This is a genomic window from Pseudomonas sp. EU05-FHT14B02, assembly GCF_058791055.1.
Genome location: NZ_JBYTDD010000011.1, coordinates 1 through 26,387, shown reverse-complemented (window position 1 = coordinate 26,387; position 26,387 = coordinate 1). Strand labels below are relative to the sequence as shown.

General features: G+C 59.9%; 27 protein-coding genes. 13 read left to right on the top strand and 14 right to left on the bottom strand.

Annotation, left to right across the window (positions count from 1 at the left end; all coding sequences use genetic code 11):
• The first annotated feature begins 128 nt into the window (after window positions 1-128).
• The 5 genes from AC3WTM_RS12270 (at window position 129) to AC3WTM_RS12250 (ending at window position 6,310) form a co-directional block, all read left to right on the top strand.
• Entirely contained in the window at window positions 129-3,176 is a 3,048-nt protein-coding gene (locus tag AC3WTM_RS12270; RefSeq protein ID WP_102671895.1) for an aminotransferase class III-fold pyridoxal phosphate-dependent enzyme, read from the top strand.
• 200 nt (window positions 3,177-3,376) lie between these two features.
• Window positions 3,377-4,165 carry an ABC transporter substrate-binding protein gene (locus AC3WTM_RS12265; protein ID WP_102671894.1) on the top strand — a complete coding sequence of 263 codons (789 nt, stop codon included), beginning with the start codon at window positions 3,377-3,379 and terminating at the stop codon, window positions 4,163-4,165.
• A 63-nt stretch (window positions 4,166-4,228) separates the two neighbouring features.
• A complete protein-coding gene (locus tag AC3WTM_RS12260) occupies window positions 4,229-4,876 on the top strand; it encodes an amino acid ABC transporter permease (protein ID WP_102671893.1) in 648 nt (215 codons plus the stop codon).
• Window positions 4,877-4,886: 10 nt separating this feature from the next.
• Window positions 4,887-5,546, top strand: a complete 660-nt coding sequence (locus AC3WTM_RS12255; protein ID WP_102671892.1) for an amino acid ABC transporter permease — start codon at window positions 4,887-4,889, stop codon at window positions 5,544-5,546.
• Window positions 5,543-6,310: an amino acid ABC transporter ATP-binding protein gene (locus AC3WTM_RS12250; protein WP_102671891.1), complete on the top strand. Its 768-nt coding sequence runs from the start codon at window positions 5,543-5,545 to the stop codon at window positions 6,308-6,310. Before AC3WTM_RS12255 ends, AC3WTM_RS12250 begins: the two co-directional genes overlap by 4 nt.
• Before the next feature lie 117 nt (window positions 6,311-6,427).
• Here the strand turns inward: AC3WTM_RS12250 and AC3WTM_RS12245 are convergent, their stop codons facing one another.
• Complete coding sequence (locus tag AC3WTM_RS12245) at window positions 6,428-7,186, bottom strand: DUF899 domain-containing protein (RefSeq protein WP_102671890.1); 759 nt, start codon at window positions 7,184-7,186, stop codon at window positions 6,428-6,430.
• 84 nt (window positions 7,187-7,270) lie between these two features.
• On the opposite strand from AC3WTM_RS12245, the gene AC3WTM_RS12240 reads away from it, so the two are divergent.
• Window positions 7,271-8,491, top strand: coding sequence for a helix-turn-helix domain-containing protein (locus AC3WTM_RS12240; RefSeq protein WP_102671889.1), 1,221 nt, complete (start codon window positions 7,271-7,273; stop codon window positions 8,489-8,491).
• Between the two features lie 35 nt (window positions 8,492-8,526).
• Window positions 8,527-9,159 carry a Vgb family protein gene (locus AC3WTM_RS12235; protein WP_102671888.1) on the top strand — a complete coding sequence of 211 codons (633 nt, stop codon included), beginning with the start codon at window positions 8,527-8,529 and terminating at the stop codon, window positions 9,157-9,159.
• A gap of 253 nt (window positions 9,160-9,412) precedes the next feature.
• Here the strand turns inward: AC3WTM_RS12235 and AC3WTM_RS12230 are convergent, their stop codons facing one another.
• The 5 genes from AC3WTM_RS12230 to AC3WTM_RS12210 all read right to left on the bottom strand — a co-directional run bounded on the left by AC3WTM_RS12230 (window position 9,413) and on the right by AC3WTM_RS12210 (window position 13,475).
• On the bottom strand, window positions 9,413-9,814 hold the full coding sequence (locus tag AC3WTM_RS12230) for a GFA family protein (protein ID WP_102671887.1): 402 nt from the start codon (window positions 9,812-9,814) through the stop codon (window positions 9,413-9,415).
• A gap of 388 nt (window positions 9,815-10,202) precedes the next feature.
• The gene (locus tag AC3WTM_RS12225; protein WP_102671886.1) at window positions 10,203-11,063 is read right to left on the bottom strand and encodes a CAP domain-containing protein; all 861 of its coding nucleotides are present in this window, start codon (window positions 11,061-11,063) and stop codon (window positions 10,203-10,205) included.
• A gap of 175 nt (window positions 11,064-11,238) precedes the next feature.
• A complete protein-coding gene (locus AC3WTM_RS12220) occupies window positions 11,239-11,904 on the bottom strand; it encodes a helix-turn-helix transcriptional regulator (protein ID WP_102671885.1) in 666 nt (221 codons plus the stop codon).
• 19 nt (window positions 11,905-11,923) lie between these two features.
• Entirely contained in the window at window positions 11,924-12,553 is a 630-nt protein-coding gene (locus AC3WTM_RS12215) for a hypothetical protein (RefSeq protein ID WP_102671884.1), read from the bottom strand.
• A gap of 133 nt (window positions 12,554-12,686) precedes the next feature.
• Window positions 12,687-13,475: an alpha/beta hydrolase gene (locus AC3WTM_RS12210; RefSeq protein WP_102671883.1), complete on the bottom strand. Its 789-nt coding sequence runs from the start codon at window positions 13,473-13,475 to the stop codon at window positions 12,687-12,689.
• Between the two features lie 129 nt (window positions 13,476-13,604).
• Here AC3WTM_RS12210 and AC3WTM_RS12205 point away from each other — a divergent pair, with 129 nt between their 5' ends.
• Together AC3WTM_RS12205 and AC3WTM_RS12200 are read left to right on the top strand one after the other, a co-directional pair.
• Window positions 13,605-14,543 carry an aldo/keto reductase gene (locus tag AC3WTM_RS12205; protein WP_173677960.1) on the top strand — a complete coding sequence of 313 codons (939 nt, stop codon included), beginning with the start codon at window positions 13,605-13,607 and terminating at the stop codon, window positions 14,541-14,543.
• 123 nt (window positions 14,544-14,666) lie between these two features.
• Complete coding sequence (locus AC3WTM_RS12200) at window positions 14,667-15,320, top strand: peroxiredoxin (RefSeq protein WP_102671881.1); 654 nt, start codon at window positions 14,667-14,669, stop codon at window positions 15,318-15,320.
• Window positions 15,321-15,465: 145 nt separating this feature from the next.
• Here the strand turns inward: AC3WTM_RS12200 and yghX are convergent, their stop codons facing one another.
• The 6 genes from yghX to AC3WTM_RS12170 all read right to left on the bottom strand — a co-directional run bounded on the left by yghX (window position 15,466) and on the right by AC3WTM_RS12170 (window position 22,741).
• Window positions 15,466-16,353 (bottom strand): YghX family hydrolase, encoded by an 888-nt coding sequence (gene yghX / locus AC3WTM_RS12195; RefSeq protein ID WP_102671880.1) that lies wholly within the window; start codon window positions 16,351-16,353, stop codon window positions 15,466-15,468.
• 150 nt (window positions 16,354-16,503) lie between these two features.
• A complete protein-coding gene (locus tag AC3WTM_RS12190; RefSeq protein ID WP_090456193.1) occupies window positions 16,504-16,905 on the bottom strand; it encodes a heme-binding protein in 402 nt (133 codons plus the stop codon).
• 19 nt (window positions 16,906-16,924) lie between these two features.
• On the bottom strand, window positions 16,925-18,142 hold the full coding sequence (glcF, locus tag AC3WTM_RS12185) for a glycolate oxidase subunit GlcF (RefSeq protein WP_102671879.1): 1,218 nt from the start codon (window positions 18,140-18,142) through the stop codon (window positions 16,925-16,927).
• A gap of 3 nt (window positions 18,143-18,145) precedes the next feature.
• Window positions 18,146-19,210, bottom strand: a complete 1,065-nt coding sequence (glcE, locus tag AC3WTM_RS12180) for a glycolate oxidase subunit GlcE (RefSeq protein WP_102671878.1) — start codon at window positions 19,208-19,210, stop codon at window positions 18,146-18,148.
• Window positions 19,210-20,709: a glycolate oxidase subunit GlcD gene (glcD, locus tag AC3WTM_RS12175; protein WP_102671877.1), complete on the bottom strand. Its 1,500-nt coding sequence runs from the start codon at window positions 20,707-20,709 to the stop codon at window positions 19,210-19,212. Before glcD ends, glcE begins: the two co-directional genes overlap by 1 nt.
• Window positions 20,710-20,977: 268 nt before the next feature.
• Entirely contained in the window at window positions 20,978-22,741 is a 1,764-nt protein-coding gene (locus AC3WTM_RS12170; protein ID WP_102671875.1) for an L-lactate permease, read from the bottom strand.
• Between the two features lie 179 nt (window positions 22,742-22,920).
• Between AC3WTM_RS12170 and AC3WTM_RS12165 the strand changes: the two genes are divergently transcribed.
• A complete protein-coding gene (locus AC3WTM_RS12165; protein WP_085728697.1) occupies window positions 22,921-23,157 on the top strand; it encodes a hypothetical protein in 237 nt (78 codons plus the stop codon).
• 38 nt (window positions 23,158-23,195) lie between these two features.
• Here the strand turns inward: AC3WTM_RS12165 and AC3WTM_RS12160 are convergent, their stop codons facing one another.
• A complete protein-coding gene (locus AC3WTM_RS12160) occupies window positions 23,196-23,456 on the bottom strand; it encodes a hypothetical protein (protein WP_102671874.1) in 261 nt (86 codons plus the stop codon).
• 338 nt (window positions 23,457-23,794) lie between these two features.
• Here AC3WTM_RS12160 and AC3WTM_RS12155 point away from each other — a divergent pair, with 338 nt between their 5' ends.
• Window positions 23,795-24,859, top strand: a complete 1,065-nt coding sequence (locus AC3WTM_RS12155; protein ID WP_102671873.1) for a hypothetical protein — start codon at window positions 23,795-23,797, stop codon at window positions 24,857-24,859.
• Window positions 24,860-24,876: 17 nt separating this feature from the next.
• Window positions 24,877-25,230, top strand: coding sequence for a DUF1428 domain-containing protein (locus tag AC3WTM_RS12150; protein WP_102671872.1), 354 nt, complete (start codon window positions 24,877-24,879; stop codon window positions 25,228-25,230).
• 14 nt (window positions 25,231-25,244) lie between these two features.
• Here AC3WTM_RS12150 and AC3WTM_RS12145 read toward each other — a convergent pair whose 3' ends face one another.
• Window positions 25,245-25,439, bottom strand: coding sequence for a hypothetical protein (locus tag AC3WTM_RS12145; protein WP_056727280.1), 195 nt, complete (start codon window positions 25,437-25,439; stop codon window positions 25,245-25,247).
• A 122-nt stretch (window positions 25,440-25,561) separates the two neighbouring features.
• Between AC3WTM_RS12145 and thpR the strand changes: the two genes are divergently transcribed.
• Window positions 25,562-26,104 carry an RNA 2',3'-cyclic phosphodiesterase gene (gene thpR, locus AC3WTM_RS12140; RefSeq protein WP_102671871.1) on the top strand — a complete coding sequence of 181 codons (543 nt, stop codon included), beginning with the start codon at window positions 25,562-25,564 and terminating at the stop codon, window positions 26,102-26,104.
• Window positions 26,105-26,387 lie beyond the last annotated feature (283 nt).

Below are 26,387 nucleotides of genomic sequence, written 5' to 3'. Positions count from 1 at the left end.
AATTTTGCTACCGAAATTGTGCCGGTCGATTCCGACAATATGCAGGCTAAAGCCGACCGTATACCTACTGCCGTCCAAGGCTTTGCGTGCCAAGCTATCTGAAAAAAATGGCTTGGAAAACAATTACCATGACAAATCTTGCCCATCCTGCCCCCCAGTTCTCGACGGGGGATGCCGAAAAACTGAGTGAGCAGCTTTTCAACGTTATTGGTACGGCCACGCCTCTGGATGGCGAGCGCGACCGTAACTACCGGTTGAATACAGGAACCGATGCAGGATGGATTCTGAAAGTCGTCAACTCGAGTGAACCGCGAGTTGAAAGCGAGTTTCAGACAGCCATTCTCAGTCATCTCGCCACGCACAGTCCTGAGCTTACCGTGCCTTTTCTCAAGAAAAGTCTTGCCGGTGAATACCTGGCCTCTGCGGTAGCGCCCTCCGGCGAAATCCATGCGGTCCGCCTGGTCAGCTGGTTGCACGGAACGCCGCTTGCCGAGGTCGAGCGCACGTTCAAATTGATGCGCAGCCTTGGCCAATCGTTCGGTGAGATAGATCGTGCACTTCAGGGCTTCATGCATCCAGGCGCGGTACGTGATCTCGACTGGGATTTGCGTCACGCCGCACGTTCGAGTTCACGCCTGCATTTCGTGAAAGACCCTGGCAGAAGGGCCATTCTGGAACGATTCATTGAACGTTTCGAAAAAACCGTTCAACCGAAGCTTTCGCGACTGCGTGCACAAGTCATTCACAATGACGGCAATGACTGGAATATCCTCGTCGATTCCCGCAATCATCAGAAGGTCTCGGGCATCATCGATTTTGGCGATGCGGTCCATACAATTCTGATTGCCGAAGTCGCCATCACCTGCGCCTATTCCATTCTCGACACGGAAGATCCAATCGGCGCGGCCGCCGCCCTCACGGCCGGTTTCCATGAGAAGTACCCTCTGCAGTCGGAGGAGCTTGACGTCCTCTTCAATCTCATTGCGATGCGCCTGGTCACGAGCGTCACCTTGTCGGCATCGCGATCTGATCGAACGCAAGACAATCCCTACCTTGGCATCAGCGAAGCGCCGGCCTGGCGCCTTCTTGAAAGGATGGATCGCATGAACCCTCGTCTGGCGACTGCGATCCTGCGTAAAGCCTGTGGTTTTGACGCGATCGAAGGCGCTGGTGCGGTTCGCCGCTGGGTGGCCGAAAACAGCAAGTCCTTCGCGGATATCGTGCGTCCATCCGCTGCGACGATGAACAAATTCATTGCTCCGTTCGGAGACGCTTCGCATGTGATGACTATCGCTTCAGCCGAGCAACGTCCAGCGCAGGCAACGAAGTGGTGGAATGATTTTTCTGCCGAACACAAGGTGCCGCTAGGTATCGGGCCTTGGGGCGAGGAAAGGACCATCTACACCGACACGGCGTTTGAATCACGATTCATTGAAGGGCAGCGTCGGATCCTTCACGTCGGTGTCGACTTGATCATGCCCGCTGGAACGCCTCTCTATACGCCCGTTGCCGGTGTGGTGCAGAGCGTCGAGGTCGAGCATGAGCCGCTTGGCTATGGTGGTTTGATCATGCTCGAACACTCGCCTGAAGGTTGCCCGCCATTCCTGACGCTGTGGGGGCATATGGCTCATGAAGCCTTGGCGCGGCTCAAGCCCGGTGACCGCCTGGAGGCTGGCGCGCTTGTGGGATACATGGGGGCGGATACGGAAAATGGCGGATGGATTCCCCATGTGCATTTTCAAATGTCCACGGACACCGCGTTGAAAGCGAGCGAATTCATCGGCGTAGGTGAACGGGCTTATCTTGAGGTATGGGCCGACATTTTTCCCGATGCATCGACTCTCGCGGGGATTCCTCCGGAAACCTACAGCCAGGACGGACGCACCAAGGCAGAGATTGTTGCGAAGCGAAAGGAGTTGTTGCTTCCAAACCTGTCGATTTCCTATTCAGATCCGATCAAGTTCGTTCGCGGTGATGGGGTCTGGTTGATCGATAACTTTGGTCGGGCGTATCTGGACTGCTTCAATAACGTGTGCCATCTCGGCCACTCCCATCCAGATGTGGTGCAAGCGCTTTCGCGGCAGGCATCACGCCTGAACACGAACACGCGTTATCTGCACGATAATATCGTGGAGTATGCAGAGCGGCTCACGGCTACCTTGCCTGAAGGTCTGGCAGTCGCTTCCTTCGGCTGTTCGGGAAGTGAAGCAAACAGCCTCATGCTGCGTATGGCGCGCAATCACACGGGGCGTAACGATGCAATTGTGCTGGATTGGGCTTACCACGGCACTACGCAGGAACTGATCGACCTCAGCCCTTACAAGTACAAGCGTAAAGCTGGTAAAGGGCGTGCAGATCATGTGTTTGAGGCGGCTGTCCCGGATGCCTACCGTGGTGTGGATCACTGGTCGTTCGAGGAACTTGGCAAGCGTTTCGCTGAAAGCGTGGCGGATCAGATTGAACTCATGCGCAAGCAGGGCAGATCCCCGGCGTTCTTTCTGGCGGAGTCCATTCCAAGTGTCGCCGGGCAACTTTTCTTCCCGGAAAACTACTTGAAAGAAGTCTATGCAATGGTTCGTGCAGAGGGCGGTCTTTGCCTGGCTGACGAAGTCCAGGTCGGCTTTGGTCGCGTAGGTAGCCATTGGTGGGCTTTTGAAACCCAGGGTGTCGTTCCCGATGCAGTGTCCATGGGCAAACCCATTGGCAATGGGCATCCCATGTCGGCGGTTGTGACCACGCGAGAAATTGCAGACAGCTTCAACAATGGCATGGAGTACTTCAATACTTTCGCCGGCAGTCCGGTTTCCTGTGCTGTAGGGCTCTCGGTGCTCGATGTAATTGAGCGCGATAACCTGAAACTCAACGCGCTGACCGTTGGTAACTATCTGCTCGACGGCTTCCGTAAGTTGCAGCAGCGATACGATGCAATAGGCGATGTGCGCGGGTTGGGTCTTTTTCTCGGGATAGAACTTGTCACGGACCGCAAAACGAAAGTTCCAGCCACGGAGCTGGCCAGGAAAGTAGCCGATGGTGCAAGGGAGCGAGGCATCTTGATCGGTACTGAAGGCCCCCATGACAATGTTCTGAAAATGCGCCCATCGATGATTTTCAGTCAGACAAACGCTGATTTTCTGCTTGAGGTCCTGGACGAAAGCTTTAAGGCCGCACTCCGGTAGATCGCAGAGGGCGGGGCGTGCGCCAAGAAACCAGGTTGGACGATGTGGCTCCCCGACATAGTGTCGGCCAACTCCGGCAATGTGTCAGGTTGGCTGACACCTTGCCGGGTGCTTTCCAGAAGTGCCTATGCAAGACTTTTCATGAAGGCCGGGTGAATAACCCCAAGAAAATAATAAACAATTCTTCCAAGGTGCCATCCATGCTAACTAGAAAGCTCAAGGGTTTGATTGCCGCTTCTACCGTGGCGGCAGCGGCGCTACTTTCCACCTCAGCTGTTCATGCTGATGATTTGAAGTCGATCCAGGATTCCAAAGAGATCCGTATCGCGATGAGCGGTCAATACTCTCCCTTCAGCTTTGCAAACGAGCAGAACCAGATTGTCGGATTCGACGCCTCCATCAGTGAGGCGCTGGCTGAGCGGATGGGGGTAAAGGTGACGATCATCACGACGCCATTCGACGGGATAATTGCAGGACTTCTCGCGAAGAAATATGACGCCATCGTCGCTTCGATGACCATTACCCCGGAACGCCAGAAAGCAGTGGATTTTGTTGGGCCTTATTACCACGCTGGCCGAACGATCGTAGTGAAGGACAACTCTTCGATCAAAAGTCTTGATGATCTTAAAGATGTTGTTGTCGGCGTTACCCTTGGGGATGCACACGATAAATGGGCCAGGGCCCGCGGCAACCTGAAGGTGAGAACGTACAAAGGTCTTCCCGAGATGCTTGTCGACCTGGAGGCCGGGCGCATCGATGCGATAGTGATGGACAGTGTTCCGGTGTTGGTCGCCGTCAAAGAAACAGGGCAGAAGGTTCGCATCATTACTCCACCGGATAGCGATGGTGGCATTGAAGGCATGGGCATTGCCCTGCGCAAGAATAACCCTGAGCTCAAGGCGACCATGCAGAAGGCGCTTGAAGACATGCTCGCCGATGGCACCTACGAAAAGATCTCGATGAAGTGGATTGGCAACGATATCCGCTGATTCATGTTCAGCATGGCCCGACCTGTCGTCGGGCCAGCCAATCCGACTTTTCCGAGCGTTCCCATGGATCTGACTCTCATACAGCGCACATTCCCGTTTTTCCTGGAGGCGGCCTGGATTACGGTGCAAATCTCTGTACTTGCTCTTCTGCTTGGTTTTCTGGTCGCAATCGTGCTGGTTGCTGCCCGGTTGTCCACTGTTCTCGCATTTCGATACCTTGCAAGACTCTACATCAGCGTTTTTCGCGGCACTCCCTGCCTGGTTCAGCTGTTCATCATTTACTTTGGTGGGCCGCAGATCGGAATTGAACTGGAGCCGTTTGCCGCAGGGGTAATCGGCTTGGGCCTGAACATCGCTGCCTACATGGCGGAATCCATTCGTGGCGCTATCACCAACGTTGACCCAGGCCAGGAAGAAGCTGCACGTTCGATTGGTTTCGGGCGTGGCCAGACCTTATGGTTTATCACGCTGCCACAAGCTGCAAAGTTGATGATCAGGCCGCTGGGAGTGAACGCTGTCGCTCTTATCAAAGGTTCTGCACTGGTGTCGACGATCTCTGTCGTTGAGCTTTCATATACAGCGCAACGCTTTATCAGTTCAACGTACAAACCTTTTGAGATTTTCATGGTGTCGGCACTGCTTTACATCGTGATGGTCTACTCGGTCAGATTTGTTGTTGACTATCTCGATAATCGCTTCGCGGCAAGGTGAGAGCATTCAGATGCAAAGCCTGGATCTTAGTATAGTTACACCCTATTCCGAGCTACTTGCGACCGGTCTTTGGTGGACGGTTGTGATGTTTGTAAGTTCCAGCATATTGAGTTTGATGGCAGGGGTAGCCTTTGCACTCATCGTTCTTTATGCGCCCAGGGTCCTGGCGCTGCCCGTGCGTTTTATGACGTGGTTGCTCATGGGCACTCCACTGCTTCTTCAGTTGTACTTGATTTATTATGGTCTTGTACAAGTGGGGATTGATATTCCTGCCCTGGTGGCAGGCATCATAGGCCTCAGTTTGCACTTTGCCGTCTACAATGCCGACGTTATTCGTGCCGGTGTGGTATCGGTGGACCCTGGTCAGATTGAAGGTGCCCGCTCCATTGGTCTCAGCCGTGGACAGACTCAGCGTTACATCATCGTACCGCAGGCGCTTCGCAGGACTATTGCGCCGCTGGGAAACAATCTGATTGTCCTGCTGAAGGACACCTCTCTGGTTTCCATAATCGGTATTGCCGAGTTGGTGTACAGCGCGCAACTTGCCGTGAGCGAGACCTATAGCCCGTTTGAGTTTTATCTGACTGTCGCGGTTATTTATTATGCAGCCAATCTAGTTCTCGAAGCCGGTCTGCATCTTCTCGAAAACAAGGTAGAGATGTCACGATGATCAGCAAGGAATTCATGGTTGAGGTGAAGGGCGCTCGCAAGGCTTACGGAGCACTTGAAGTACTCAAGGGAATTGATCTTTCCATATCTCGCGGACAAATTGTCGCCATCATCGGCCCAAGTGGATCTGGCAAAAGCACGCTTCTGCGGTCAATCAACCACCTGGAGGTGCTTGACGATGGCGAGATATGGTTAGAGGGGGAGCAAGTCAATCGGCCATTGAAAGGTCGTGCGTTTGAACAGCATATAAATGCTGTGCGTCAGCAGATGGGTATGGTATTTCAACACTTCAATCTATTTCCGCATTTGACCGTGTATGAAAACATCGCTCTTGGTCCGATAAAACTCAAGGGCCTTACAAAAAAGGCATCTCGTGAGTTGGCAATGGAATACTTGTCAAAAGTTGGCTTGGCCAACAAGTTCGATGAGTATCCTTCTCGCCTGTCGGGCGGACAGAAGCAGCGCGTTGCCATAGCCAGGGCACTGGCGATGCAACCAAAAGTCATGTTGTTCGATGAGGCTACATCGGCACTGGATCCTGAGCTTGTCGAAGAGGTCAACCTGGTCATGAAGCAACTCGCTGCGGAGCACATGACAATGTTGATCGTCACTCACGAAATGCGCTTTGCCGGCGAAGTGGCAGACCGGATTGTCTTTATGGACGGCGGGGTTGTAGTGGAGGAGGGGGCGCCGCAAGAGATCCTGCAAAACCCTGTCCACGAACGAACCCGGTCGTTCTTGAAAAAGCATCTGCACGACAGATAAGTTACGCCTACCCGCAAACCTTGCGTGATCTTGAAAAACCTAGTCTCGCAGACCAAACCTGCGCTGGTGAGCAAGCTGGCGGACGTTTTCATCGGCGGTCAGCGACACCGCTGCCGCTCACCGGTACTCATCATGCCGACGCCACCAGGGCCCCGTTTCATTGCGTCCCTTGGGCGCGCGGTCGAGCCATTGGTACATGCTCCACAACCCGTCCAGGCCCCGCGCGTAGGTGGAATAGGTGTGATAAATCTCGCCGTCCTCCAGCACAAACGTACTCAAACCCGGCCTGTCGCGGGTGTAGGTCGATGCATCGGTGCCACAGGTCGCGGCGAACTGTTTCACCGCTTCCGGTATTTCACTGGCGTCCATGGCATGGCCGCCGCGCTGGTAGTTGTATTCGACCAAGCCTTCGCGCTGCTGCGCTTCGGTGAAGTAGACATTGAAATCGGCGGTGAAGTCGCTGTCGGCGGCCGAGGCCCAGGGGAAGGTCCAGCCCATTCGGCGCTTGTAGGCCTGCAGTTTCGCCAAGGGTGCGCGGGATATCGCCATCAGGGTCACGTCGTGGTTCGCCAGGTGGATGACTAGGGGGTCGAAGCCATCGGCGATGGCTGAGCAGGACGGGCAGCCGGCTGTGTAGTCGGGGCCGAACATGAAGTGGTAGACCAGCAGTTGCGAGCGCCCTTGAAAGAGTTCGGCCAGGGTGGCGCTGCCGTTGTCGGTATCGAAGCGGTACGTCTTGTCGAGGCGAAACCATGGCAATGCCTGGCGTTGCCTGGCCACTTCATCGCTGCGTCGGGTCAGGGCCTTTTCCGCTTCAAGCAATTGCAAACGTGCTGCCAGCCATTGCTCCCGGGTCGCGGTTTTGTGCGTGTTCATCGTTGTGCGCTCCTGGTGAAAGGTCGTGATTTAGACTAAACCCGGGTATCGAACGGTGGGAGTGACAAGCGTGGCGGGATTTCGATGGATTCGTTGATCGCGGCGGCCGCCCAGGCGTTGGCGGCGGGGAACCCGCTGGGCGCTCTGGACCGTGTGGCATTGCGCGACGATGCGCCGGCGCTGGCCCTGCGCGGTATCGCCATGGCGCAACTGGGCGATCTGGTGCGGGCCAGGGCTCTGATCAAGCGGGCGCAACGGGCCTTTGCGCCCAGGGAAGTGCTGGCCCGGGCGCGATGCGTGGTGGCTGAGGCCGAAATCGCCCTGGCTTCGCGGGAGCTCGGGTGGCCGGTCAAGGCGCTCGAAACGGCGCGGGTCACCCTTGAACACCACGGTGACCGGGTCAATGCCGCCCATGCGCGTTATCTGCAAATCCGCCGTCTGCTGCTGATCGGCCAGCTTGATGAGGCACAGCAGTTGCTGGCCGGACTCGACCCCGGCCCATTGCCGCCGGCGTTGCGGGCAATCCATGAACTGGTGCTGGCGGGGATTGCCATTCGGCGCCTGCAATCGCACGCGGCGCGGGAGGCGTTGAACAGGGCAGGGCAGGCTGCCGTTCAAGCCGGGATTGCTGCGCTGATGGCTGAGGTCCAACACGCTGTATATCTGCTCGATGCCCCCGCGGCACGCCTGATTGCCCAGGGTGAAGTACGGCCGCTGTTGCTCGATGATGTTGAAGCGTTGTTCTGTTCAACGTCACTGGTGGTGGATGCCTGCCGGTACGTTGTGCGCGGTTGTGGCATGTCGGTGTCGCTCGCGACGCGGCCGATCCTGTTCGTGCTCGCCCGTGTGTTGGCCGAGGCGTGGCCCGCCGATGTTGCACGGGAAGTGCTGATTGCCCGGGCGTTCCGTCTGAAGCTTTCGGATGAATCCCATCGCGCCCGGCTTCGCGTGGAAATCGGCAGGCTGCGTAAAGCACTCAAGCCGTTGGCCGGCGTTATCGCGACAGCGCGCGGTTATGCCCTGCAATCGCCGGTGTGTACGCAGGTGGTGACGCTGGCGCAACCGGTCGAGGAAAAATTTGCCGCGGTGTTTGCCTGCCTCGCCGATGGCGAGTCGTGGTCCAGTTCCGCCCTGGCCCTGGCGCTGGGTACCAGCCAGCGCACGGTGCAACGGGCGCTCGATGCGCTGGCGGAGCGGGGCAAGGTGCAGTGGTTTGGCCGTGGTCGCGCGCGGCGCTGGATGACGCCGCCCGTTCCGGGATTCGCGACGACCTTGTTACTCCCGGCACCGCTGCCCGGTGGCTAGGATGAACGGCACCAAACCCCATCAAGGAATGCCAGATGAAACATGCAACTGCTGAAATCATTCGTGAATATGGCCCGTTTGCCGATGTCGACCACGTGTGCGGCGTCACCTGGGATGGCGAAAAGGTCTGGTTCGCATGCAACAGCAAAATCAACGCCCTGGACCCGGAAAGCGGTAAGGTGCTGAGCTCGATCGATGTCGCTGCCCATGCAGGCACCGCGTTTGACGGGGAGCACCTGTTCCAGATCGCCGAAGACCGCATCCACAAGATTGACCCCCGCACCGGTCGCATCCTCTCGACCATTCCTGCTCCCGGCGCAGGCGCTGATTCGGGGCTGACCTGGGCCGAAGGGACGTTATGGGTGGGCCAGTACCGCGAACGCAAGATTCACCAGATCGACCCCGAGAACGGCAAGATCCTGCGCACCATCGAATCCAACCGTTTCGTCACCGGCGTGACCTGGGTGGACGGCGCGCTGTGGCACGGTACGTGGGAAGGCGATGAAAGCGAGCTGCGCCGGATCGATCCGCAATCGGGCGAAGTGCTGCAGAGCCTGAAAATGCCCGAAGGCGTGGGCGTGTCGGGGCTGGAGTCCGATGGTGGCGAGCGGTTGTTCTGCGGTGGCGGCGATAGCGGCAAGGTGAGGGTGGTGCGTCGGCCTGCATGAGTGTGGCCGGGTTGCCAAGTGCAACCTGTGTGGGAGCGAGCTTGCTCGCGAATGCAGAGTGTCAGGCAACATCAATGTTGACTGATTTGACGCCATCGCGAGCAAGCTCGCTCCCACAGGGTTAGTGGATGTACGCAAAATCTGCGAGCAACCGAAATCACTGTGGGAGCGAGCTTGCTCGCGATAGCGGTGGGTCAGTCGATATCAATGTTGAATGTGCTGACCTCATCGCGAGCAAGCTCGCTCCAGCCACTCAGTCCGTTCGTGGATGCTGATCGTTGATGTCGTACCAATCCGCTTTCGAGCTGGCAAAAACATGTTTTTGCTTGTTTGGTCGGAACGGCGTATCCAGCGTACCGAGGGCAATCGAAATCCACTCGGAAAACGCTCCTGTCGAGTCAGTCCAGAACAGTGAAGATCCGCAGTGGGAACAGAACTGCCGCGTGACACCCCTGGACGATTCATACGCCTGCAGCGAATCTGCGCCGGTCATGATGCCAAGCGCCGAGGCGGGTGCGCTGGCATAGGTTGCAAATGCAGCCCCATGGCCCTTTCGGCATTGGCTGCAATGGCAATGGGTAACGGCTTTCAGCTCGGTCGACAAGCGATATTTGACGGCGCCGCAGAGGCAACTGCCGTGGTGAAACTCATCCATGTGAAGTCATCCGTGGATCGATAGTATTTTTCCGTCCTGCCATGTTTTCTGCTGGTCGAAATCGGTCTAAAAGCCCGGTTGGCAAATGTGTCTGTTTTGCTATCCTCAAACCTGTAGGTGAAGACGCAGACTGATGCGCAAAAGGATAGCAAGGAGACGTGGGGCGCGTTCCGAAGGGTACACGGTTAGAAAGATCCCCGCGCTGGGATCCAGCCCTTATGCCGTGTGAAGCAGAAGAGTTCCATTACAGTTTCACGACTCTTTTGTGGGAGGCCTGATAAACCTTGTAAGCCGGAGACCAGCACCGGCCACCTACTTGTTACATTCACCCACAAAGCCCGCTCAGTGCGGGCTTTTTAATGCCCGCAAGGTGGTTCCGGTCAGCGGCTCAAGGCGCGCCAAACAGCATCGTCCAGTAAACACCATTGTCGCTGCGCGCGTTGGCGGCGTAAGCGGCACCGACCTGGGTGAACATCGGGTTCATCAGGTTGGCGCAATGCCCGGGGCTGGCGAGCCAGCCGGCCATGGCCTTGCTGGGTGAACCTTGGCCGGCTGCGATGTTTTCACCGATCTGCCGGCCACGGTAGCCAGCGGCCCTGGCGCGGTCGGAGGGCATGTCACCGTCGGGATCCTGGTGGGCGAAATAGTTGCCGTAGGCCATATCCTTGCTGTGGCTTTGTGCTGCGGAGCCCAAGGCGGCACTCCAGGATAGCGGCCGTGCGGCGGCGAAACGCTGGCGACCACACAGTCGCGGTTTGGCCCGGGCTGCGTTGACCTGCGCCAGCAACGCCTGAGCGGCGCTGCGTGGATCGCCGGTTTTCCCGTCGAGCACCGGCCGTGCCAGCACCACTTGCCACTCACTCCCAGCGCGGCTGACGCCGATGTCGGCGTATTGATTGTCGAGCAGTGCGGCGCAGTGCTCGTCCTGGAACATATCGAAGGCTTCTTCGGCATCCTGTGCACCCACCACGCGGATGGATCGCACCATGGTGGCCTGATAGCCGGAAGCCTTTAACCGGTCCCGCAACCCACCGCCATAGCCAACGGGCAGGGCCAGGTTCGACTTGAGCGTCAGGGGTGATAAGCGTTGCGCCGGCCGCCGGTCGCAGCGTTGCGGATGGGCGCGATAGTCGTTGATGGCGTCTACCAGTTGCCGTTGCCCATCGGCCTGGGCGGGGCTTGCAAAAACAGGGAGCAGGGAAAACAGGCACAGCGAAGAAAAGCGCAAGGCAACGACAGTTTGGCGCATGGACGGACAACTCTGATGAGATGACAACGAAGAAAGTGGGGAAAAACGCTGGGCTATGACTGGTGCCTTGAAACAAGGTTCACGGCGGGCACCTGTCTATTTGCGGGCGAAGCCATGAGTCCGACGAAGGGTGTCAGGTCGTCGGAAACCGGCAGCAACGGTGGTCACGCCAGCGCTAGGCTGGCTGATCGGTATTGACTGAAGCGACCTCTGTCGCGACGTCCTGGGTTTCGCTCGGATGCAATCTGAAGCGACAGACGTGTCCGCCACGCACCATGCATTCACTGTGCTCGACTTCACCGCCGCCCAACGCGCCAATCAAGGCCAGGTCCAGTTCGCAGACCACCGGGTGGGCAGCGGCCAGGCGATGGAACACGCAGTTATGCGCGACGATTTCCGGGGTGCCGCCTGAGCGAAAAAACACCTCGGCTTCGTAGCCCGCCTGGTTCATGTGCTGGACGATCCTGGCTTCATCCACGACCTGCTGTTCGCGCTCCGAAGCCAGCTTGCGGCCCATGCTGCGCATCAGCGAGGCCAGGGCTTGAGGACCGATGATGGCGGCGACTTCATCAATCAATACGCTGGCCAGTAGCTGATAATGGCGAGGGAACTGCTCCCGCGCGTGGTCGGTGAGCTGATACAACTGCTCGGGGCGACGACCCGTCGGCCTGGTGTCGCCGCGCAGCACCAGAGCGTCACGCTCCAGCGCCGCCAGGTGTTGGCGGATCGCCGTGCGCGTGACTGCCAGGTGCTCAGCCAACTCGTCAATGCTCATGCCGCTCCCATGGTGCAGCAGTGCGTTGAGCAGGTCCTGCTGTGTTCGGCCCAGTCCTTCCAGCATGGTGTGCCCTCGCGCGATATCAGAGCTTGTCCGGGAATTGCTTGACCAGCGCACCGGTCAGCGCGTCGGCCAGGGCCAGGATGTGCGTGCGCATCATCGCCCAGGTGCGGGCTTCGCCGGTGTAATCGTGTGCCGAGAATTCATCGATCTGGGCGACGTGGTGACCGCCATGGGCCGACAACATGTTGACCAGCGTGGCTTCAGGCAGATTGGGGTTGGCGGTGGCCAGGAAAGCCGCAATCGCCTTGGCATTGCCGGTCAACTCGGTGACGGCAGCCTGCTTGCCTTTCGCGTCTTTTGCGACAGTGGCATCGCTGTAGTGTTTCACCGCGCCCCAATGACCGGCAAGCAGCTTGAGCAACTGATCGGCTGCCGGTTGGCCGTAGAGCGGGGCGATGCTGTTGGCGATTTTGGTGGCGTTGTCGACAACCTGGTCCGCCGCCACTTTGGCTTGCTTCTGGTCGGCGGATTGATTGGCAAGCGCGTAGTTTCTGATCCAGAAAATGTGTTCGACCCAAAGGTCGCGAAGGGCCAGGCGCGTGGTCAGCGCGGGGCTGTCGGCAGCGGCAGGTGAGGCGGCAGGCGTCTGGCTCCAGACCGGTTGCGCACAGAAAGCCAGCAGGAGCAAAGCCAGGATCTTGATATTCATGACGGCACCCTCTGAGAGTGGGAATGTTCGACAATATCAATATAGGCATAAAAATATGTTTTTATTGGGCGTAGGTGAACTCTCGGATTAACGGTCGTATTTCGTCATGGGAAAGGCACGTTGCACTCAGGTTTTACAACCCTTCACGCAGACGTTTGAGGTAGTCGGGGCTGTCACTGATCGAGTTATGGCCCGTCCCCGCAATGACCTGCAATGACGCCACACCACGGGTGAAGTGACTCAACAGGCGCTCGGTGCTTGAGCGCGCAATCACCTCGTCATGCTCGGCCGCGATCAACAATGTCGGCACGGTGATGCGGGCGGCGTACCGCCAGGACTGAAACTTGTCCTTCAACAACCAGCGCACCGGAAACCAGCGGAACTGACGGGCGGCGAGCCCTTCGAGACTGTTGTAGGGCGTGATCAGAACCAGTCGCGCCGCCGGGCGCTCGCTGGCCAGGCGCACGGCCACCCCGGAACCCAGGCTGCGTCCGACCACTGCCACATGCGGATGGCTGGCATGTACCTGGTCGAACAACGTGATGGCATCGCGGGCAATGCCCTCTTCGGAAGGCGAGCCGGAACTCCCGCCATAACCACGGTAATGCAGCAGGTACAGGGCGTAGTCAGGGAACGCTTGGGAGAACCCGGGCAGGTTGCGCGAGACGTCTTCGGCATTACCACCAAAATAAATCAGCGCGTTGGGACCCTCGTGCGGCCGGATGGACACCAGCACCTGTGCGTCGGCAGTCGGCAAGGTGAGCAGCGTCGCGTCTGTACCGACGGCGCGCGGTTGCGGGTAGTAAATCAGCGCTCGCTGGAAAACGAACAGCGCCACGCACAGCGCCAGGTACAACGCAGCGACGATGACGACGAGTAACAACAGGGTGCGCGACATTCGACTAACGTTAGTGGGCGGCATTGACTGCTCGGGGTTTGAAAATGGCTGGCGCCACAAGGCTTTCTGAGTGTAGTCAATCGACCCTTGGCGCGGGTTATCCGTATTGTCGGCGCAACAGGCCGGACCCTGGCGACTGGTGAGAAGCGTTTTATGAGCCATCCTGTGGGGTACACCCGTAGAGCAATACTCACGCTGGCTGCCGGTGCTTCGGCGGTCTTCACGTTCGGTCAGGCGGGGGCACAACCCGTGCCGTCGACGGGAACAGGAGGCAAGACCATGCAGACCCGCGCCATTCCTTCAAGCAACGAGTCCTTGCCGATCGTAGGGTTGGGCACTTATCGCGGATTCGATGTCGAGCCTTCGGCCTACAAGGACTTGCCCGCAGTGCTGGATGCCTTGTTTGACAAGGGTGGCAAGCTGATCGACAGCTCGCCGATGTACGGTCGCGCCGAACAGACCACCGGCGAACTGCTGTCGATCCATGAGCCGCGCTCGCCGGCCTTCCTGGCCACCAAGGTGTGGACCCGGGGCCGCGAAGAAGGCATCGCGCAGATGGAACAATCCTTCGCCCTGTTGCAGACCGACCGGATCGACCTGATGCAGATCCACAACCTGCTGGACTGGCAGACGCACCTGCCGACCCTGCGCCACTGGAAGGAAGCAGGGCGCATCCGCTACATCGGCATCACCCATTACACGGCGTCGGCCTATGAAGAAGTGGAAGCGGTACTCAAGGCCGAGCCAGTGGATTTCTTGCAGATCAACTACGCCCTGGATGATCGCGGCGTCGAGAAACGCCTGCTGCCGTTGTGCCGCGAGCGGGGAGTGGCGGTGATCTGCAACCGGCCGTTTGGCGGTGGCGGCTTGCTGGCCAGACTCAAGGATAAGCCGCTGCCAGGCTGGGCGGCGCAAGTCGGGGTCAAGAGTTGGCCGCAACTGGCACTGAAGTACCTGCTGTCACATTCGGCGGTGACCTGCGTGATTCCCGGCACCGGCAACCCGCGCTACATGGCGGAAAATGTCCGGGCCGGTTTCGGCCCGATGCTCACCGATGCCCAGCGTCAGCAACTGATTGCGCTGGTGGGCTAGCGAGGTGTTCAACCCGTTGCAGCGAGTCGTCGAACCTCTCCTATACTGAGTCGCGTCCATGCCGTTGAAAGCGTATGCGCTGCCCTGACGGCGTCTCTGTCCATCACTGCAAGGAGATCGAACATGGCTATCCGCATTGGCGACGAAGCACCGGATTTCACCGCCGACACCACCGAAGGCACCCTCAATTTTCACCAATGGATCGGCGATGGCTGGGCCATCCTGTTTTCCCATCCCAAGGATTTCACCCCGGTATGCACCACCGAACTGGGTTACCTGGCCAAACTCAAACCGGAATTCGACAAGCGCAACACCAAGGTCCTGGGCCTCAGCGTCGACCCGGTCAGTGATCACAAACGTTGGGTCGGTGACATCGCCGAGACCCAGGGCACAGCGGTGAACTACCCGCTGATCGGCGACGAAAACCTGGTGGTGGCCAAGCTCTACGACATGATCCATCCCAATGCCAGCGGTGGCGCACGCACGGCAGTGGACAACGCCACGGTGCGTTCGGTATTCATTGTCGGCCCGGACAAGAAGGTCAAGGCCATGCTGATCTACCCGATGAGCGCCGGGCGCAATTTCGATGAAGTGCTGCGCCTGCTCGATTCCCTGCAACTGAATGCCAAGCACACCGTCGCCACGCCAGTGAACTGGCGGCCGGGTGAAGACGTGATCATCCCGACGTCGGTGTCTGATGAAGATGCGAAGAAGAAATACCCCGATGGCTTCAAGACCTTGAAACCGTATCTGCGGACTGTGGCTCAGCCGAAGTAGTCACCGGCAGTGATACCGCCATCGCGAGCAAGCTCGCTCCCACATTGGATCTCTGCTGTACACAGATTTTGTGTTCACCAAAGATCCCTGTGGGAGCGAGCTTGCTCGCGATGAGGCCAGTCCTGCTGGCCGAGTATTTCCCTGGTCAAACCAGATACTTGCGAAACCACCCCAACGTCCGCTCCCACGCCAGTTTCGCCGCCGCCTCGTCGAAGCGCGGCGTGGAGTCGTTGTGGAAACCATGATTGCAGCCCGGATAAATGTAGGCCTCATAGGTCTTGCCCCCGGCCTTCAACGCTTTCTCAAAGGCTGGCCAGCCTTCGTTGATCCGCGTATCCAGCTCGCCGTAATGCAGCATCAGCGGAGCCTTGATCCGGGGCACGTCCTCGGCCGCTGGCTGGCGACCATAAAACGACACGGCGGCCCCCAGTTCCGGATAGGCCACGGCAGCGGCGTTGGTCACGCCACCGCCGTAGCAGAATCCGGTGATGCCGACTTTTCCGCTGGCGGCAGGGTTTTTCATCATCCATTCGACGGCGGCGAAAAAGTCGTTCATCAGCTTTTCCGGGTCGACCTTGGCCTGAAGCTCGCGGCCCTTGTCGTCATTGCCCGGATAACCGCCGACCGAACTCAGGCCGTCCGGGGCGAGGGCAATGAAACCGGATTTGGCCAGCCGCCGGGCCACATCTTCGATGTAGGGGTTGAGCCCACGGTTTTCGTGCACGACCACCACTGCTGGTACTTTGCCGGTGGCTTTGGCCGGACGCACCAGATAACCGCGAACCTGGCCGTGGCCCTTGGGCGACGGGTAGGTGATGTACTCGGCAATAATCTCCGGATCGGTGAAGGAGACCTGCTCGGCCAGTGCATAGTTGGGGCTTAGCGCGGCGAGCAGGGCTCCAGCGGTCAAACCGCCGAAGGTGAACAGCGCCGCACGATCGAGAAACTCCCGGCGGTTGATCTTGCCGTGGGCGTAATAGTCGTACAGTTCCAGTAGTTCGGGGGCGAAGTCTTTAGCAGTTAGACGGGTCATTGCTGCAACTCCTCATGACTGGATTAACACGGACCCTGTGGGAACGAGCTTGCTCGCGATGGCGGAATGTCATTCAACATTGATGTCGACTGGTCTGCCACTATCGCGAGCAAGCCCGTTCCCACAGGGGAAAAGGGCGATGCCAAAACCTCATTTCACGCTTTGCGCCCCGGCCTTCGCTACCTGCGCATCCTGTTCAGGCTTGACGCCCGACACCCCGACAGCGCCTATCACCTGCCCATCAAAAACAATCGGTACGCCACCCTCAAGCGAAGTCAGCAAGGGTGCCGAGAGGAAAGCGTAGCGCCCGGCGTTGACCATGTCCTCATAGCTTTTCGATTCGCGCCGCCCGAGGGCTGAAGTGCGCGCCTTTTCGGTGGCGATGTAGGCACTGCCGGGGGCGCAGCCGTCGAGGCGTTCGAGGGCCAGCGGGTGGCCGCCATCATCGACCACCACTATGGTCACGGCCCATTGATTGGCCTGTGCTTCAGCGCGGGCGGCGGTGAGGATCTGGCCGACTTCGGCCTGGCTCAGGACAGCTTTGCGGTTCATGGGCATCTCCAGGGTTCGGTCAAGGCAAGTTGGCTTCGACCAGTTCGATCCAGTGCCGCACCGGGGTTCGGCCCGCACCGTCGAGGTGCGACTGGCAGCCGATGTTGGCCGTGACAATGACCTCGGGATGGCCGCTTTCCAGTGCGTCAAGTTTGTTGTCGCGCAGTTGTCGCGACAGTTCGGGCTGGGTCAGCGAATAGGTGCCCGCCGAACCGCAGCACAGGTGCCCGTCGGGGACGGACGTCAGGTTGAAACCGAGTCCGGTCAGCAGCGCTTCCACGGCACCGCCGAGTTTCTGCCCGTGCTGCAAGGTGCAGGGGCAATGGAAGGCCAGACGTTGCGAGGCGTGGAGGCCGAGTTGCTCCAGCGGTTCGTCGCGCAACACTTCCACCAGATCCCTGGCCAGCGCACTGACCTTTTTTGCCTTGTCGGCATAGGCCGGATCGCTGGCGAGCAGGTGGCCGTAATCCTTGATGAAGGCGCCGCAACCGCTGGCGGTCTGCACAATCGCCTCGGCGCCTTTTTCCAGGCTCGGCCACCACGCGTCGATGTTGCGCCGGGCACGATCGAGGCCGGCGGCCTGGGCGTCCAGGTGGTAGTCCACGGCGCCGCAGCAACCGGCTTCGGGGCTCGCGATGACGCTGATCCCCAACCGGTCCAGCACCCGCGCCGCCGCGGCATTGGTGTTGGGGGACAGGCTGGGCTGCACGCAACCTTCGAGCATCAGCACCTGACGCTCGCGCAGGGTCATGGGTCGCGGCTTGGCCGGGTAGACATTGCGCGGCAACTTGCTTTGCAGGTTGCCGGGCAGCAGCGCGCGGAACACCTGACCGCTATTGACCAGGCTCTTGAACAGCTCTGGATGCGGCACAGTCTGCCGCAAACCCTCGCGCAACAGGCGCTGACCGAGTGGGCGTGGCACCGCCGCATCGACCACGGCCCGCCCGATGTCCAGCAGGTTGTGATAGTCGACGCCCGACGGACAGGTGGTTTCGCAGTTGCGGCACGACAGGCAGCGGTCCAGGTGCTGCTGGGTCTTTTGCGTGACGTCGTTGCCTTCCAGCACCTGCTTGATCAGGTAAATGCGACCCCGTGGTCCGTCCAGTTCATCGCCGAGCAATTGATAGGTCGGGCACGTGGCATTGCAGAACCCGCAGTGCACGCAGGTGCGCAGGATGCTTTCGGCTTCTGCGGCGCGGGGCAATTGGCTGGCGCGTTCACTTAAGGTTGTCTGCATGGTTCAAAGCTCCGCGTACAGGCGTCCGGGGTTGAAGATACCCCGTGGATCGAGCTGTAGTTTCAGGTTGCGGTGATAGCGCATCAGGGCCGGGGCCAGAGGCTGGAATGGAGTGTCGGTCAGGCCGTGGCTGAAGCAGGTGGCATGGCCACCGATCTCGTCGACGACCTGGCGGATGTACGCCGGTTCGGCATCGGATTTCAGCCAGCGCTGGGCGCCCCCCCAGTCGATCAACTGGCGCCCCGGCAACGACAGAGGCGGCGTGTTGTGTGGCAGTGACAGGCGCCAAAGCGGTTGGTCTTCATCGAAGAAACTCAAGCGCTGTTCGTTGAGATCGTCCCACCAGCAAGCCTCCAGCCGTTCGCCCCCGAGGCGCTCATGGGCTGCCGATACCGAACCTTCACCGCCTTCAAGCCGCAGGTGCAGGCGTGAACCATCGTGACAAGCGGCGCTGATCGGCAACGGCTGCTGGCCCCATTCCGCCAGGCGCAACAAGGCCCGTTCGGCATCCATTTCCAGGCTGATACTGAGGCACTGCCGGGGTTTTGGCAGCACTTTGAGGGAAACTTCGGTTATCAGCCCGAGGCTGCCGTAACTGCCGGCCATCAGGCGCGACAGATCGTAGCCGGCGACGTTTTTCATCACTTCGCCACCGAAGCGCAACAGCTTGCCTTGCCCTGTGATGACCCGCGTGCCGAGCACGAAATCGCGCACCGAACCGGACCACGGGCGCCGTGGCCCGGACAGCCCGCAGGCGATCATGCCACCGACGGTGGCGCCATCGCCGAAGGACGGTGGCTCGCAGGGCAGCATCTGTTGCGCGGCGTCCAGCACCTGCGTCAGTTGCGACAACGGTGTGCCGCAACGGGCGGTGATCACCAGTTCAGTCGGGTCGTAACTGACGATACCCCGGTGCGAGCGGGTGTCGAGAATCTCTCCGGCCGTGGTGCGGCCGAGAAAGGCTTTGCTGTTGGAGCCCTGGATGCGCAAGGGCGTGGCGTTTTCCAGCGCCTGATTGACCTGTTCCAGCAGTGACTGGCTGTCATCGAAATCTTCAGGGCCGTGCATCAGAAACGCTCCAGCTCGGGGAAGGGCAATTGACCGCCATGTATGTGCATGGCACCGAATTCGGCGCAGCGGTGCAGGGTCGGAATGTTCTTGCCGGGGTTGAGCAGGCCGCTGGGGTCGAAGGCGGCCTTGATGGCATGGAACAGGGTCAGCTCATCGCTGTTGAACTGCGCGCACATCTGGTTGATTTTCTCGCGGCCCACGCCGTGTTCACCGGTGATGCTGCCGCCGACTTTCACGCACAACTCCAGAATCTTGCCGCCCAGGGCTTCGGCCCGATCAAGTTCACCGGGTTGATTGGCATCGAAAAGGATCAGCGGGTGCATGTTGCCGTCGCCGGCATGGAACACGTTGGCCACCCGCAGGCCGTATTCGTTCGAAAGCTCGGCGATGGCGTGCAGTACGCCGGGCAGTTCGCGACGGGGAATGGTGCCGTCCATGCAGTAGTAGTCCGGCGAGAGGCGACCCACCGCCGGGAAGGCATTCTTGCGCCCGGCCCAGAACAGCACGCGCTCGGCTTCGTCCTTGGCCTGGCGTAACTCGGTGGCGCCGGCCTGTTGCAGTACCTGGCGCACCCGGTCGCAGTCATCTGAGACATCGGCTTCGACACCATCGAGCTCGCACAGCAGAATGGCCTGGGCATCCACCGGATAACCGGCGTGGATGAAGTCCTCGGCGGCGCGGATGGCCAGGTTGTCCATCATTTCCAGGCCACCGGGGATGATGCCGGCGGCAATGATGTCGCCGACGGCGCGCCCGGCTTTTTCCACGGAATCGAACGCCGCCAGTAGCACTTTGGCGGTCTGCGGCTTGGGCAGCAGCTTGACCGTGACTTCGGTGATCACCCCGAGCAGGCCTTCGGAGCCGGTGAACAGCGCCAGCAGGTCGAAACCGGGGGCGTCGAGGGCGTTGGAGCCCAGGCTCAGGTGCTCGCCATCGACGGTGAGGATGTCGACCTTGAGCACGTTGTGTACGGTCAGGCCGTACTTAAGGCAGTGCACGCCACCGGCATTTTCCGCGACGTTGCCGCCGATGGAACAGGCGATTTGCGAGGATGGATCCGGCGCGTAATACAGGCCGAAGGGTGCCGCTGCCTGGGAAATCGCCAGATTGCGTACGCCGGGCTGAACCCGTGCAGTACGGGCGGCTGGATCGATGTGCAGGATGTTGTTGAAGCGCGCCATCACCAGCAGCACGCCTTTCTCCAGGGGCAACGCGCCGCCGGACAACCCGGTGCCCGCGCCACGGGCCACGACGGGGACGCGCAGTTCATGGCAGACCCGCAGCACCCCCTGGACTTCGTCGATGGATCGGGGCAGCACCACCAGCATCGGCGTGGTGCGATAGGCCGACAGCCCGTCGCATTCGTAGGGCTTGGTTTCCTCGCGCTGATGCAGGATCTCAAGAGCTGGCAAGCGGGTTTGCAGGGCGTGCAACAGCGCCTGTTTGTCGACGTCGGGCAAAGCGCCGTCAACGCGTTCGTCGTAGAGAATGTTCATCGGCGCTCGACACTCGTTTTGTTGAAGCGTGAGGTCTGTTTTCGCGGTCCACTGTCTTAATCATTGGCCCGTCAGGCTCAGCTGTCCATGGGATCGTTGTCTGCTCGACAGACGATTCATTCAATAAAAAGCACCATCCACTGTGGGAGCGAGCTTGCTCGCGATAGCGGCAGACCATTCGACATCTATGTTGAATGACACTCCACCATCGCGAGCAAGCTCGCTCCCACAGGGATCAGGTTCAAGCAGGATTACGCTTGTATTCGACTCAATGCCCGCCCACCACCATATGGCTGAACGGCGCGACGTAGGCCTGCAACGTCACCAGTCCACCGACTAGAATCGCCAGCACAATCGAGTGGAAGAACACGTAGCGCAGGATTTCCCCTTCATGGCCGTACCAGCGGGTGGCAGTGGAGGCGACCACGATCGACTGGGCGTCGACCATCTTGCCCATGACCCCGCCGGAACTGTTGGCGGCGGCCATCAACACCGGGCTGATGCCCAACTGCTCGGATGTCACCCGTTGCAGGCCGCCGAACAGCACGTTGGACGCGGTGTCCGAACCGGTCAACGCCACGCCGAGCCAGCCGAGCAGGGTGCCGAACATCGGGTAGAAAATGCCCGTCGCGGCGAAAGCCAGGCCCATGGTCGCATCCAGGCCCGAGTAGCGCGTGAGGAAGCCCAGCGCGAGCATCGCCGCAATGGTGATCAGCGAATAACGCACCACCCACAAAGTGCGCAGGTACTGGTGAATCAGTTGCGGGATCGAGTACCCCATCAGCAAACCGCCGACAATCGCCGCCAGCAGAATGCCGCTGCCGGTGGCGGTGAACCAGGTGAACTTGTACACCGCTTCTTCGGTTTTCGGCGCGGCCACCACGGGCGGGACTTTCTCGACCTGCAAGTGCAGGGTGGTGAAGGTCACGACCGGCGCAAACAGCGGGTTCGCCTCGCGCATCGGCTTGCCCTGAGGATCGAGCTTGGCGGCACTGGTTTGCGGGTCGATGGCGGGGCGGGTGTCGAAGGTGTTCTTGAAGCCCTGGGTGCCCCAGATGAACACGAAGACCGTGAGGATGAGCCACGGCATCCACGCCCGCATCACTGCCGGTTTTGCTTCATTGGCAAAGGTTGCAGTGGGTACAGGCTTTTCGTCGTGCTCGGCATCGATCTTCGAGTTGTCGACCCGGCCAGACAGGGCGGCGGAGGTATGCACGGTGGCCGGCTTCCACACCTTAAGGAAGCCGGTCAGGCAGGCCATGGAAATCAGTGCGGCGATCACGTCCACCAGCATCGGCCCGTGATAGTTGGACACCAGGAACTGCGGCACGGCAAAACTGACCCCGGCCACCAGGATCGCCGGCCAGATTTCCACCATCTTGCGCCAGCCGGCAAAGGCCCAGATCAACCAGAACGGCACCAGTACCGAGAAGAACGGCAACTGTCGGCCGACCATCATCGACAGCTCCATTTCATCCAGCCCGGTGACCTTGGCCAAGGTGATGATCGGTGTGCCGAGGGCGCCGAACGCCACGGGGGCGGTGTTGGCGATCAGCGCCAACCCTGAAGCGGCCAGCGGCGAAAACCCCAGCCCGATCAGAATCGCCCCGGTTACCGCCACCGGCGTACCGAAACCGGCGGCACCCTCGAAAAATGCCCCGAAGCAGAAGGCGATCAGCAGCAATTGCAGGCGCCGGTCATCGGTGATGCGCGCCAGGGAGTCTTGTAACACCTTGAACGAACCGTTCTCGGTGGTCAGGCGATGCAGGAAGATGATGTTCAGCACGATCCAGCCAATCGGCAGCAGGCCGTTGGCCGCTCCGAACAGCGCCGCGGAACCGGCCATGTTCGCCGGCATGCCGAAGGCAAAGATCGAGATCAGCAAGGCCGAGACCAGGGCGAGCAACGCCGCCAGGTGCGCCTTGATATGAAAAAACGCGAGGGACGCCAGCATCACCACCACCGGCACAGCCGCCATGAGCGTTGAAAGCAACGGGTTACCGAACGGATCGTAGACTTGCTGCCAGACCATGTTCCACCTCTGCTTTTTATTGTTGGACGTGCAGATCCCCTGGGGGGAGGTGGCCTTGAGTATAGGTGGCATTGCGCCGCTGTCAGGGCCGGCCTCCGGTCCTGCCAAACGGCGCATTCCGGAGGGCTGAGCTAGCATGGCCAATAGGGTTTGAATTCAGTCAGGGGAGCAATGCAGTCATGACCGAGCGCCATATGGAGCACAAGGAAACGCTATCGAACGGATGCAACATCAAAGTCAAGGCAGAGATATTGAAGGACGGTTCGTTGGGCATGTTCATCGGTGTCTATCGGCCGGACGGCACGGCCATCGATGAAAACCACGACCCGCGGCCGCACATGCTGGACATGGAAGCGGCGATGGATTGGGGGATTGATATTGCCAAGGGGATCGGCAATAGCCAGCGAACGTTGTGAGCGGCTGCCGTCCGTGCCTGGGCGACCGACGGTCGCTGTCAGAACCCGAACGAACGGGCCGAGCCTTTTGCCAGTTCGACTTCCAGCAGATGCTCGACCAGAACGTCATTCAAAAAACGGAACTGATCATTGAGCCCGACCACTTCGTTGTTGAAGTGATGATCGGCTGCCGGGATCAGCAACGCCTCGAACTTCTCGTCGAACAGAAGAGTCAACTCTTTACGTGACTCGAATTCCTGCGCGTAGAAATTGTTGCCGAACACCGGAAAACGTACGGCGATGGTGACAGTGTGAGTCATGATGTTTGTTCCTCGCTCAGGACGTACCAGGCAAACACACTCAATGTGAACGCCGTCAGGGCCAGGCAGGTCAGCAGATGGATCAGCATGAGGTTCCCCTCCGATTCGGGGTTTCGTGTTGGCTTGGAATTGATCCTACGCTGACGGCGTTCAAGCGGAAGGCAATCGCGGCGATGGTGAATATCGACGCAAGTGATGGTGCAATTTGCGCGGTCTGCTCTGGCCCCATCGCGAGCCTGCTCGCGATGGCGGCCTACAGGGCACCGCCACCTATACTTAAACCGATGGTTTCGAGTGTCGGGCATTTCGTCCGGTGCACACTGCGGGAAGTCGCAATCTTGAGCCTGCGTTCGCTGATCGTCGCCGTGCTGGTGGTGTTGGCAGGGTGCGCCACACCGCCGCGTGCGCCGGTGGAAGTGGCGCCAGTCATCGTTCCCGCCAGCACCTGGCAGCAAGTGGACCGGGAGATCGTCGCTGCGTCGCAGTCAGCCACCGAGCAGACCAGAATCTACGCTCGCGGCGCGATGGAGTACTGGCGCACACGGGTCTATGAGTTGACCGAACAGAATTTCATTCCGTGGTTCAGCAGCTACTGGACCCAGGAATGGCTGTCGGTGAAGGTCAGCTGGTACACCCTCAGCGCCAAGGGTGAACAGGACGCATCGGAAAAACGCCTGGCGGCGTACCTGCTCGAAGCTTATCAGGAGAAAGTCCTGGCCCCGGCGGCATTGGAAGTCGATCCCGATGCGATTCTCGGACTGGCAGCGGCGTTCTACGTCGACATCCTCAAGGAAGAGCTGCAGAAAATCTCCACCCGCCACGGCGTGCCGATGGCCCAGCTCAACGGGCGCATTCAGAAAATCCCGGCCATCGCCCTCGGGCCGCCGCCGGCGCGGGATGCCTCGTTGTACCAGATCGTGCATACCGAATCGCTGAGCACCTTGCCGGCCTTCGCCGCGCTGGTCGACAAAATCCACAAGGCCGGTGGCGACAAGGGGGTGGGTTCGACTGACACCGCGATGGCGCCGGTGGCCAGGCGCGCCAGCCGACGGATGGAAGCCGAGATGGCCCCGCGCGGGGCCGCCAGCGCCGTGGCCGCGGCAGTCGGGAGACTCGCCGGTGGCTTGATTACGGTAGGGGTGGCGGGCATTCGCGCACTGATTCAGGCCAATGACCGGCCCGACAGTGAGGCGCTGATCCGCAGCAGCCTGGGTAATACCTTCGACAAGGCCTGGCTCAAACTGGTGCAGAACCCCACCACCGGTGTCATGGCTGGCACGCTTTACATGGCGGGGCAGATCGAAGGCAGCCTGGCGGTGAGTACTGAACCACCGGTCGGCTTGAGTACCGGCGCTGTCGATTGGACGCCAGCGCAATCGACTACCCAGCAGAACACCCCATGACCCAAGGAGAGATACTCATGTCTTATGTCGATGGTTTTATTGCTGCCGTACCTACCGCCAACCGTGAGCAATACATCAAACACGCCGAAATCGCCGCATCGATTTTCAAGGAAAACGGTGCCTTGAGCGTGGTCGAATGCTGGGGCGAGGATGTCCCGGAAGGCAAGGTCACCTCGTTTCCAATGTCGGTGAAGCTCAAGGAAGGCGAAACCGTTGCCTTTGGCTGGATCGTCTGGCCGGACAAGGCCAGGCGCAATGCCGGAATGGACAAGATGATGCAGGACCCGCGCATGAAGCCGGACGTCAATCCGATGCCCTTCGATGGCCAGCGCATGGTGTACGGCGGGTTCGAATTGCTCTTCCAGGCCTGACGCCGCACGCGGGATCACTCCGGCGTCGGGGTGATCCTGCAACTCTTGCGCTGGCGGATCTCGTCGTCCGTCGGTCGCTCGCGGATGAACTCGAAGCGCGGCTCGCCTTCGCTGTAGTGCACCAGCCAGCCCCATTCCAGCTTGAGTTCATCCTGGCCGGGCTCGGGCGGTCTGGCCCACCATGGTTCCTTGCTGATGATCTGACGCATGGCCCCCTCCGGTTTTTCGGGATGCTAAAACTATAACGCGCCTGTCCCACGATGCCAGAAATGCGCTGGTCGGCAGGCGGGTGTTGAGTACACTCAGGCATTCTTCCCACGAGGTGTCCGGCATGAACGAAGAATCCCGCGAGCCGTTCAAGCGTCTGTTCTTTGCGCTGAACTGCGCCCCGGCCCAGCGCCGGGAGATAGCGCAGTGGCGCAGTGCGCTGCAACTGCGCAACGGACGGCCGGTGCCGGCGGAAAACTTTCACCTGACGCTGAAGTTTTTGGGGGCGGTGGGCGCGGCGCAGATTGCTGATATCTGTACCGCCGCGGAGGCGATCCGTACACCAGACGAGCGTTTGACGGTGGTGCTGGATCGGCTGGACGTGTGGCGCAGGGCAGGGGCGCTGGTGCTCGCACCGGAGCAGGCGCCCTCGGCATTGTTGCGCCTGGTGTACGCCCTGGAACAGGCGATGTTGCCGTTCGGGCTGGAGGAGGCGCCAAGGGAATACCGTCCGCATCTGACCCTGGCACGCCAGTATCGGGCACCAGTGCCGGAGTCCACAACGGCGCCGGAATTCTTCCTGCGTGCCGACCGGTTCACCCTGTTCGAATCCCACAAGGGCCGCTATCGGGCACTGGCCGAATGGCCTTTGATCGATCCCCAATAAAAAAGGCGCCCGAGGGCGCCAAAATTCACCTGAACCGAGGGAGCCAGGTGAGACCGTTCTACTTGCAGGAGAGGCAGCGGTGGTAAGGCGCTGCGTGAACGGAAATGGGTAAAGCTGAAATGTGTGCTGGCTGTTCTGGCCTCATCGCGAGCAAGCTCGCTCCCACAGGGGTGTAGCGTCGTTCGCACATCATTGGTTCAACATGGACCACTAATGAAATGGCTCCCCCCTCACACCCTGTGATCATTCTCTAAGCTTTCACAGGGTGTCTTTCGGAGGCTAT

Bases quoted from the DNA above. Each gene is read 5' to 3' on its own strand.
- AC3WTM_RS12270 (WP_102671895.1), top strand. From the start codon at position 129: ATGACAAATCTTGCCCATCCTGCCCCCCAGTTCTCGACGGGGGATGCC.
- AC3WTM_RS12265 (WP_102671894.1), top strand. From the start codon at position 3,377: ATGCTAACTAGAAAGCTCAAGGGTTTGATTGCCGCTTCTACCGTGGCG.
- AC3WTM_RS12260 (WP_102671893.1), top strand. From the start codon at position 4,229: ATGGATCTGACTCTCATACAGCGCACATTCCCGTTTTTCCTGGAGGCG.
- AC3WTM_RS12255 (WP_102671892.1), top strand. From the start codon at position 4,887: ATGCAAAGCCTGGATCTTAGTATAGTTACACCCTATTCCGAGCTACTT.
- AC3WTM_RS12250 (WP_102671891.1), top strand. From the start codon at position 5,543: ATGATCAGCAAGGAATTCATGGTTGAGGTGAAGGGCGCTCGCAAGGCT.
- AC3WTM_RS12245 (WP_102671890.1), bottom strand. From the start codon at position 7,186: ATGAACACGCACAAAACCGCGACCCGGGAGCAATGGCTGGCAGCACGT.
- AC3WTM_RS12240 (WP_102671889.1), top strand. From the start codon at position 7,271: ATGGATTCGTTGATCGCGGCGGCCGCCCAGGCGTTGGCGGCGGGGAAC.
- AC3WTM_RS12235 (WP_102671888.1), top strand. From the start codon at position 8,527: ATGAAACATGCAACTGCTGAAATCATTCGTGAATATGGCCCGTTTGCC.
- AC3WTM_RS12230 (WP_102671887.1), bottom strand. From the start codon at position 9,814: ATGGATGAGTTTCACCACGGCAGTTGCCTCTGCGGCGCCGTCAAATAT.
- AC3WTM_RS12225 (WP_102671886.1), bottom strand. From the start codon at position 11,063: ATGCGCCAAACTGTCGTTGCCTTGCGCTTTTCTTCGCTGTGCCTGTTT.
- AC3WTM_RS12220 (WP_102671885.1), bottom strand. From the start codon at position 11,904: ATGCTGGAAGGACTGGGCCGAACACAGCAGGACCTGCTCAACGCACTG.
- AC3WTM_RS12215 (WP_102671884.1), bottom strand. From the start codon at position 12,553: ATGAATATCAAGATCCTGGCTTTGCTCCTGCTGGCTTTCTGTGCGCAA.
- AC3WTM_RS12210 (WP_102671883.1), bottom strand. From the start codon at position 13,475: ATGCCGCCCACTAACGTTAGTCGAATGTCGCGCACCCTGTTGTTACTC.
- AC3WTM_RS12205 (WP_173677960.1), top strand. From the start codon at position 13,605: ATGAGCCATCCTGTGGGGTACACCCGTAGAGCAATACTCACGCTGGCT.
- AC3WTM_RS12200 (WP_102671881.1), top strand. From the start codon at position 14,667: ATGGCTATCCGCATTGGCGACGAAGCACCGGATTTCACCGCCGACACC.
- yghX (WP_102671880.1), bottom strand. From the start codon at position 16,353: ATGACCCGTCTAACTGCTAAAGACTTCGCCCCCGAACTACTGGAACTG.
- AC3WTM_RS12190 (WP_090456193.1), bottom strand. From the start codon at position 16,905: ATGAACCGCAAAGCTGTCCTGAGCCAGGCCGAAGTCGGCCAGATCCTC.
- glcF (WP_102671879.1), bottom strand. From the start codon at position 18,142: ATGCAGACAACCTTAAGTGAACGCGCCAGCCAATTGCCCCGCGCCGCA.
- glcE (WP_102671878.1), bottom strand. From the start codon at position 19,210: ATGCACGGCCCTGAAGATTTCGATGACAGCCAGTCACTGCTGGAACAG.
- glcD (WP_102671877.1), bottom strand. From the start codon at position 20,709: ATGAACATTCTCTACGACGAACGCGTTGACGGCGCTTTGCCCGACGTC.
- AC3WTM_RS12170 (WP_102671875.1), bottom strand. From the start codon at position 22,741: ATGGTCTGGCAGCAAGTCTACGATCCGTTCGGTAACCCGTTGCTTTCA.
- AC3WTM_RS12165 (WP_085728697.1), top strand. From the start codon at position 22,921: ATGACCGAGCGCCATATGGAGCACAAGGAAACGCTATCGAACGGATGC.
- AC3WTM_RS12160 (WP_102671874.1), bottom strand. From the start codon at position 23,456: ATGACTCACACTGTCACCATCGCCGTACGTTTTCCGGTGTTCGGCAAC.
- AC3WTM_RS12150 (WP_102671872.1), top strand. From the start codon at position 24,877: ATGTCTTATGTCGATGGTTTTATTGCTGCCGTACCTACCGCCAACCGT.
- AC3WTM_RS12145 (WP_056727280.1), bottom strand. From the start codon at position 25,439: ATGCGTCAGATCATCAGCAAGGAACCATGGTGGGCCAGACCGCCCGAG.
- thpR (WP_102671871.1), top strand. From the start codon at position 25,562: ATGAACGAAGAATCCCGCGAGCCGTTCAAGCGTCTGTTCTTTGCGCTG.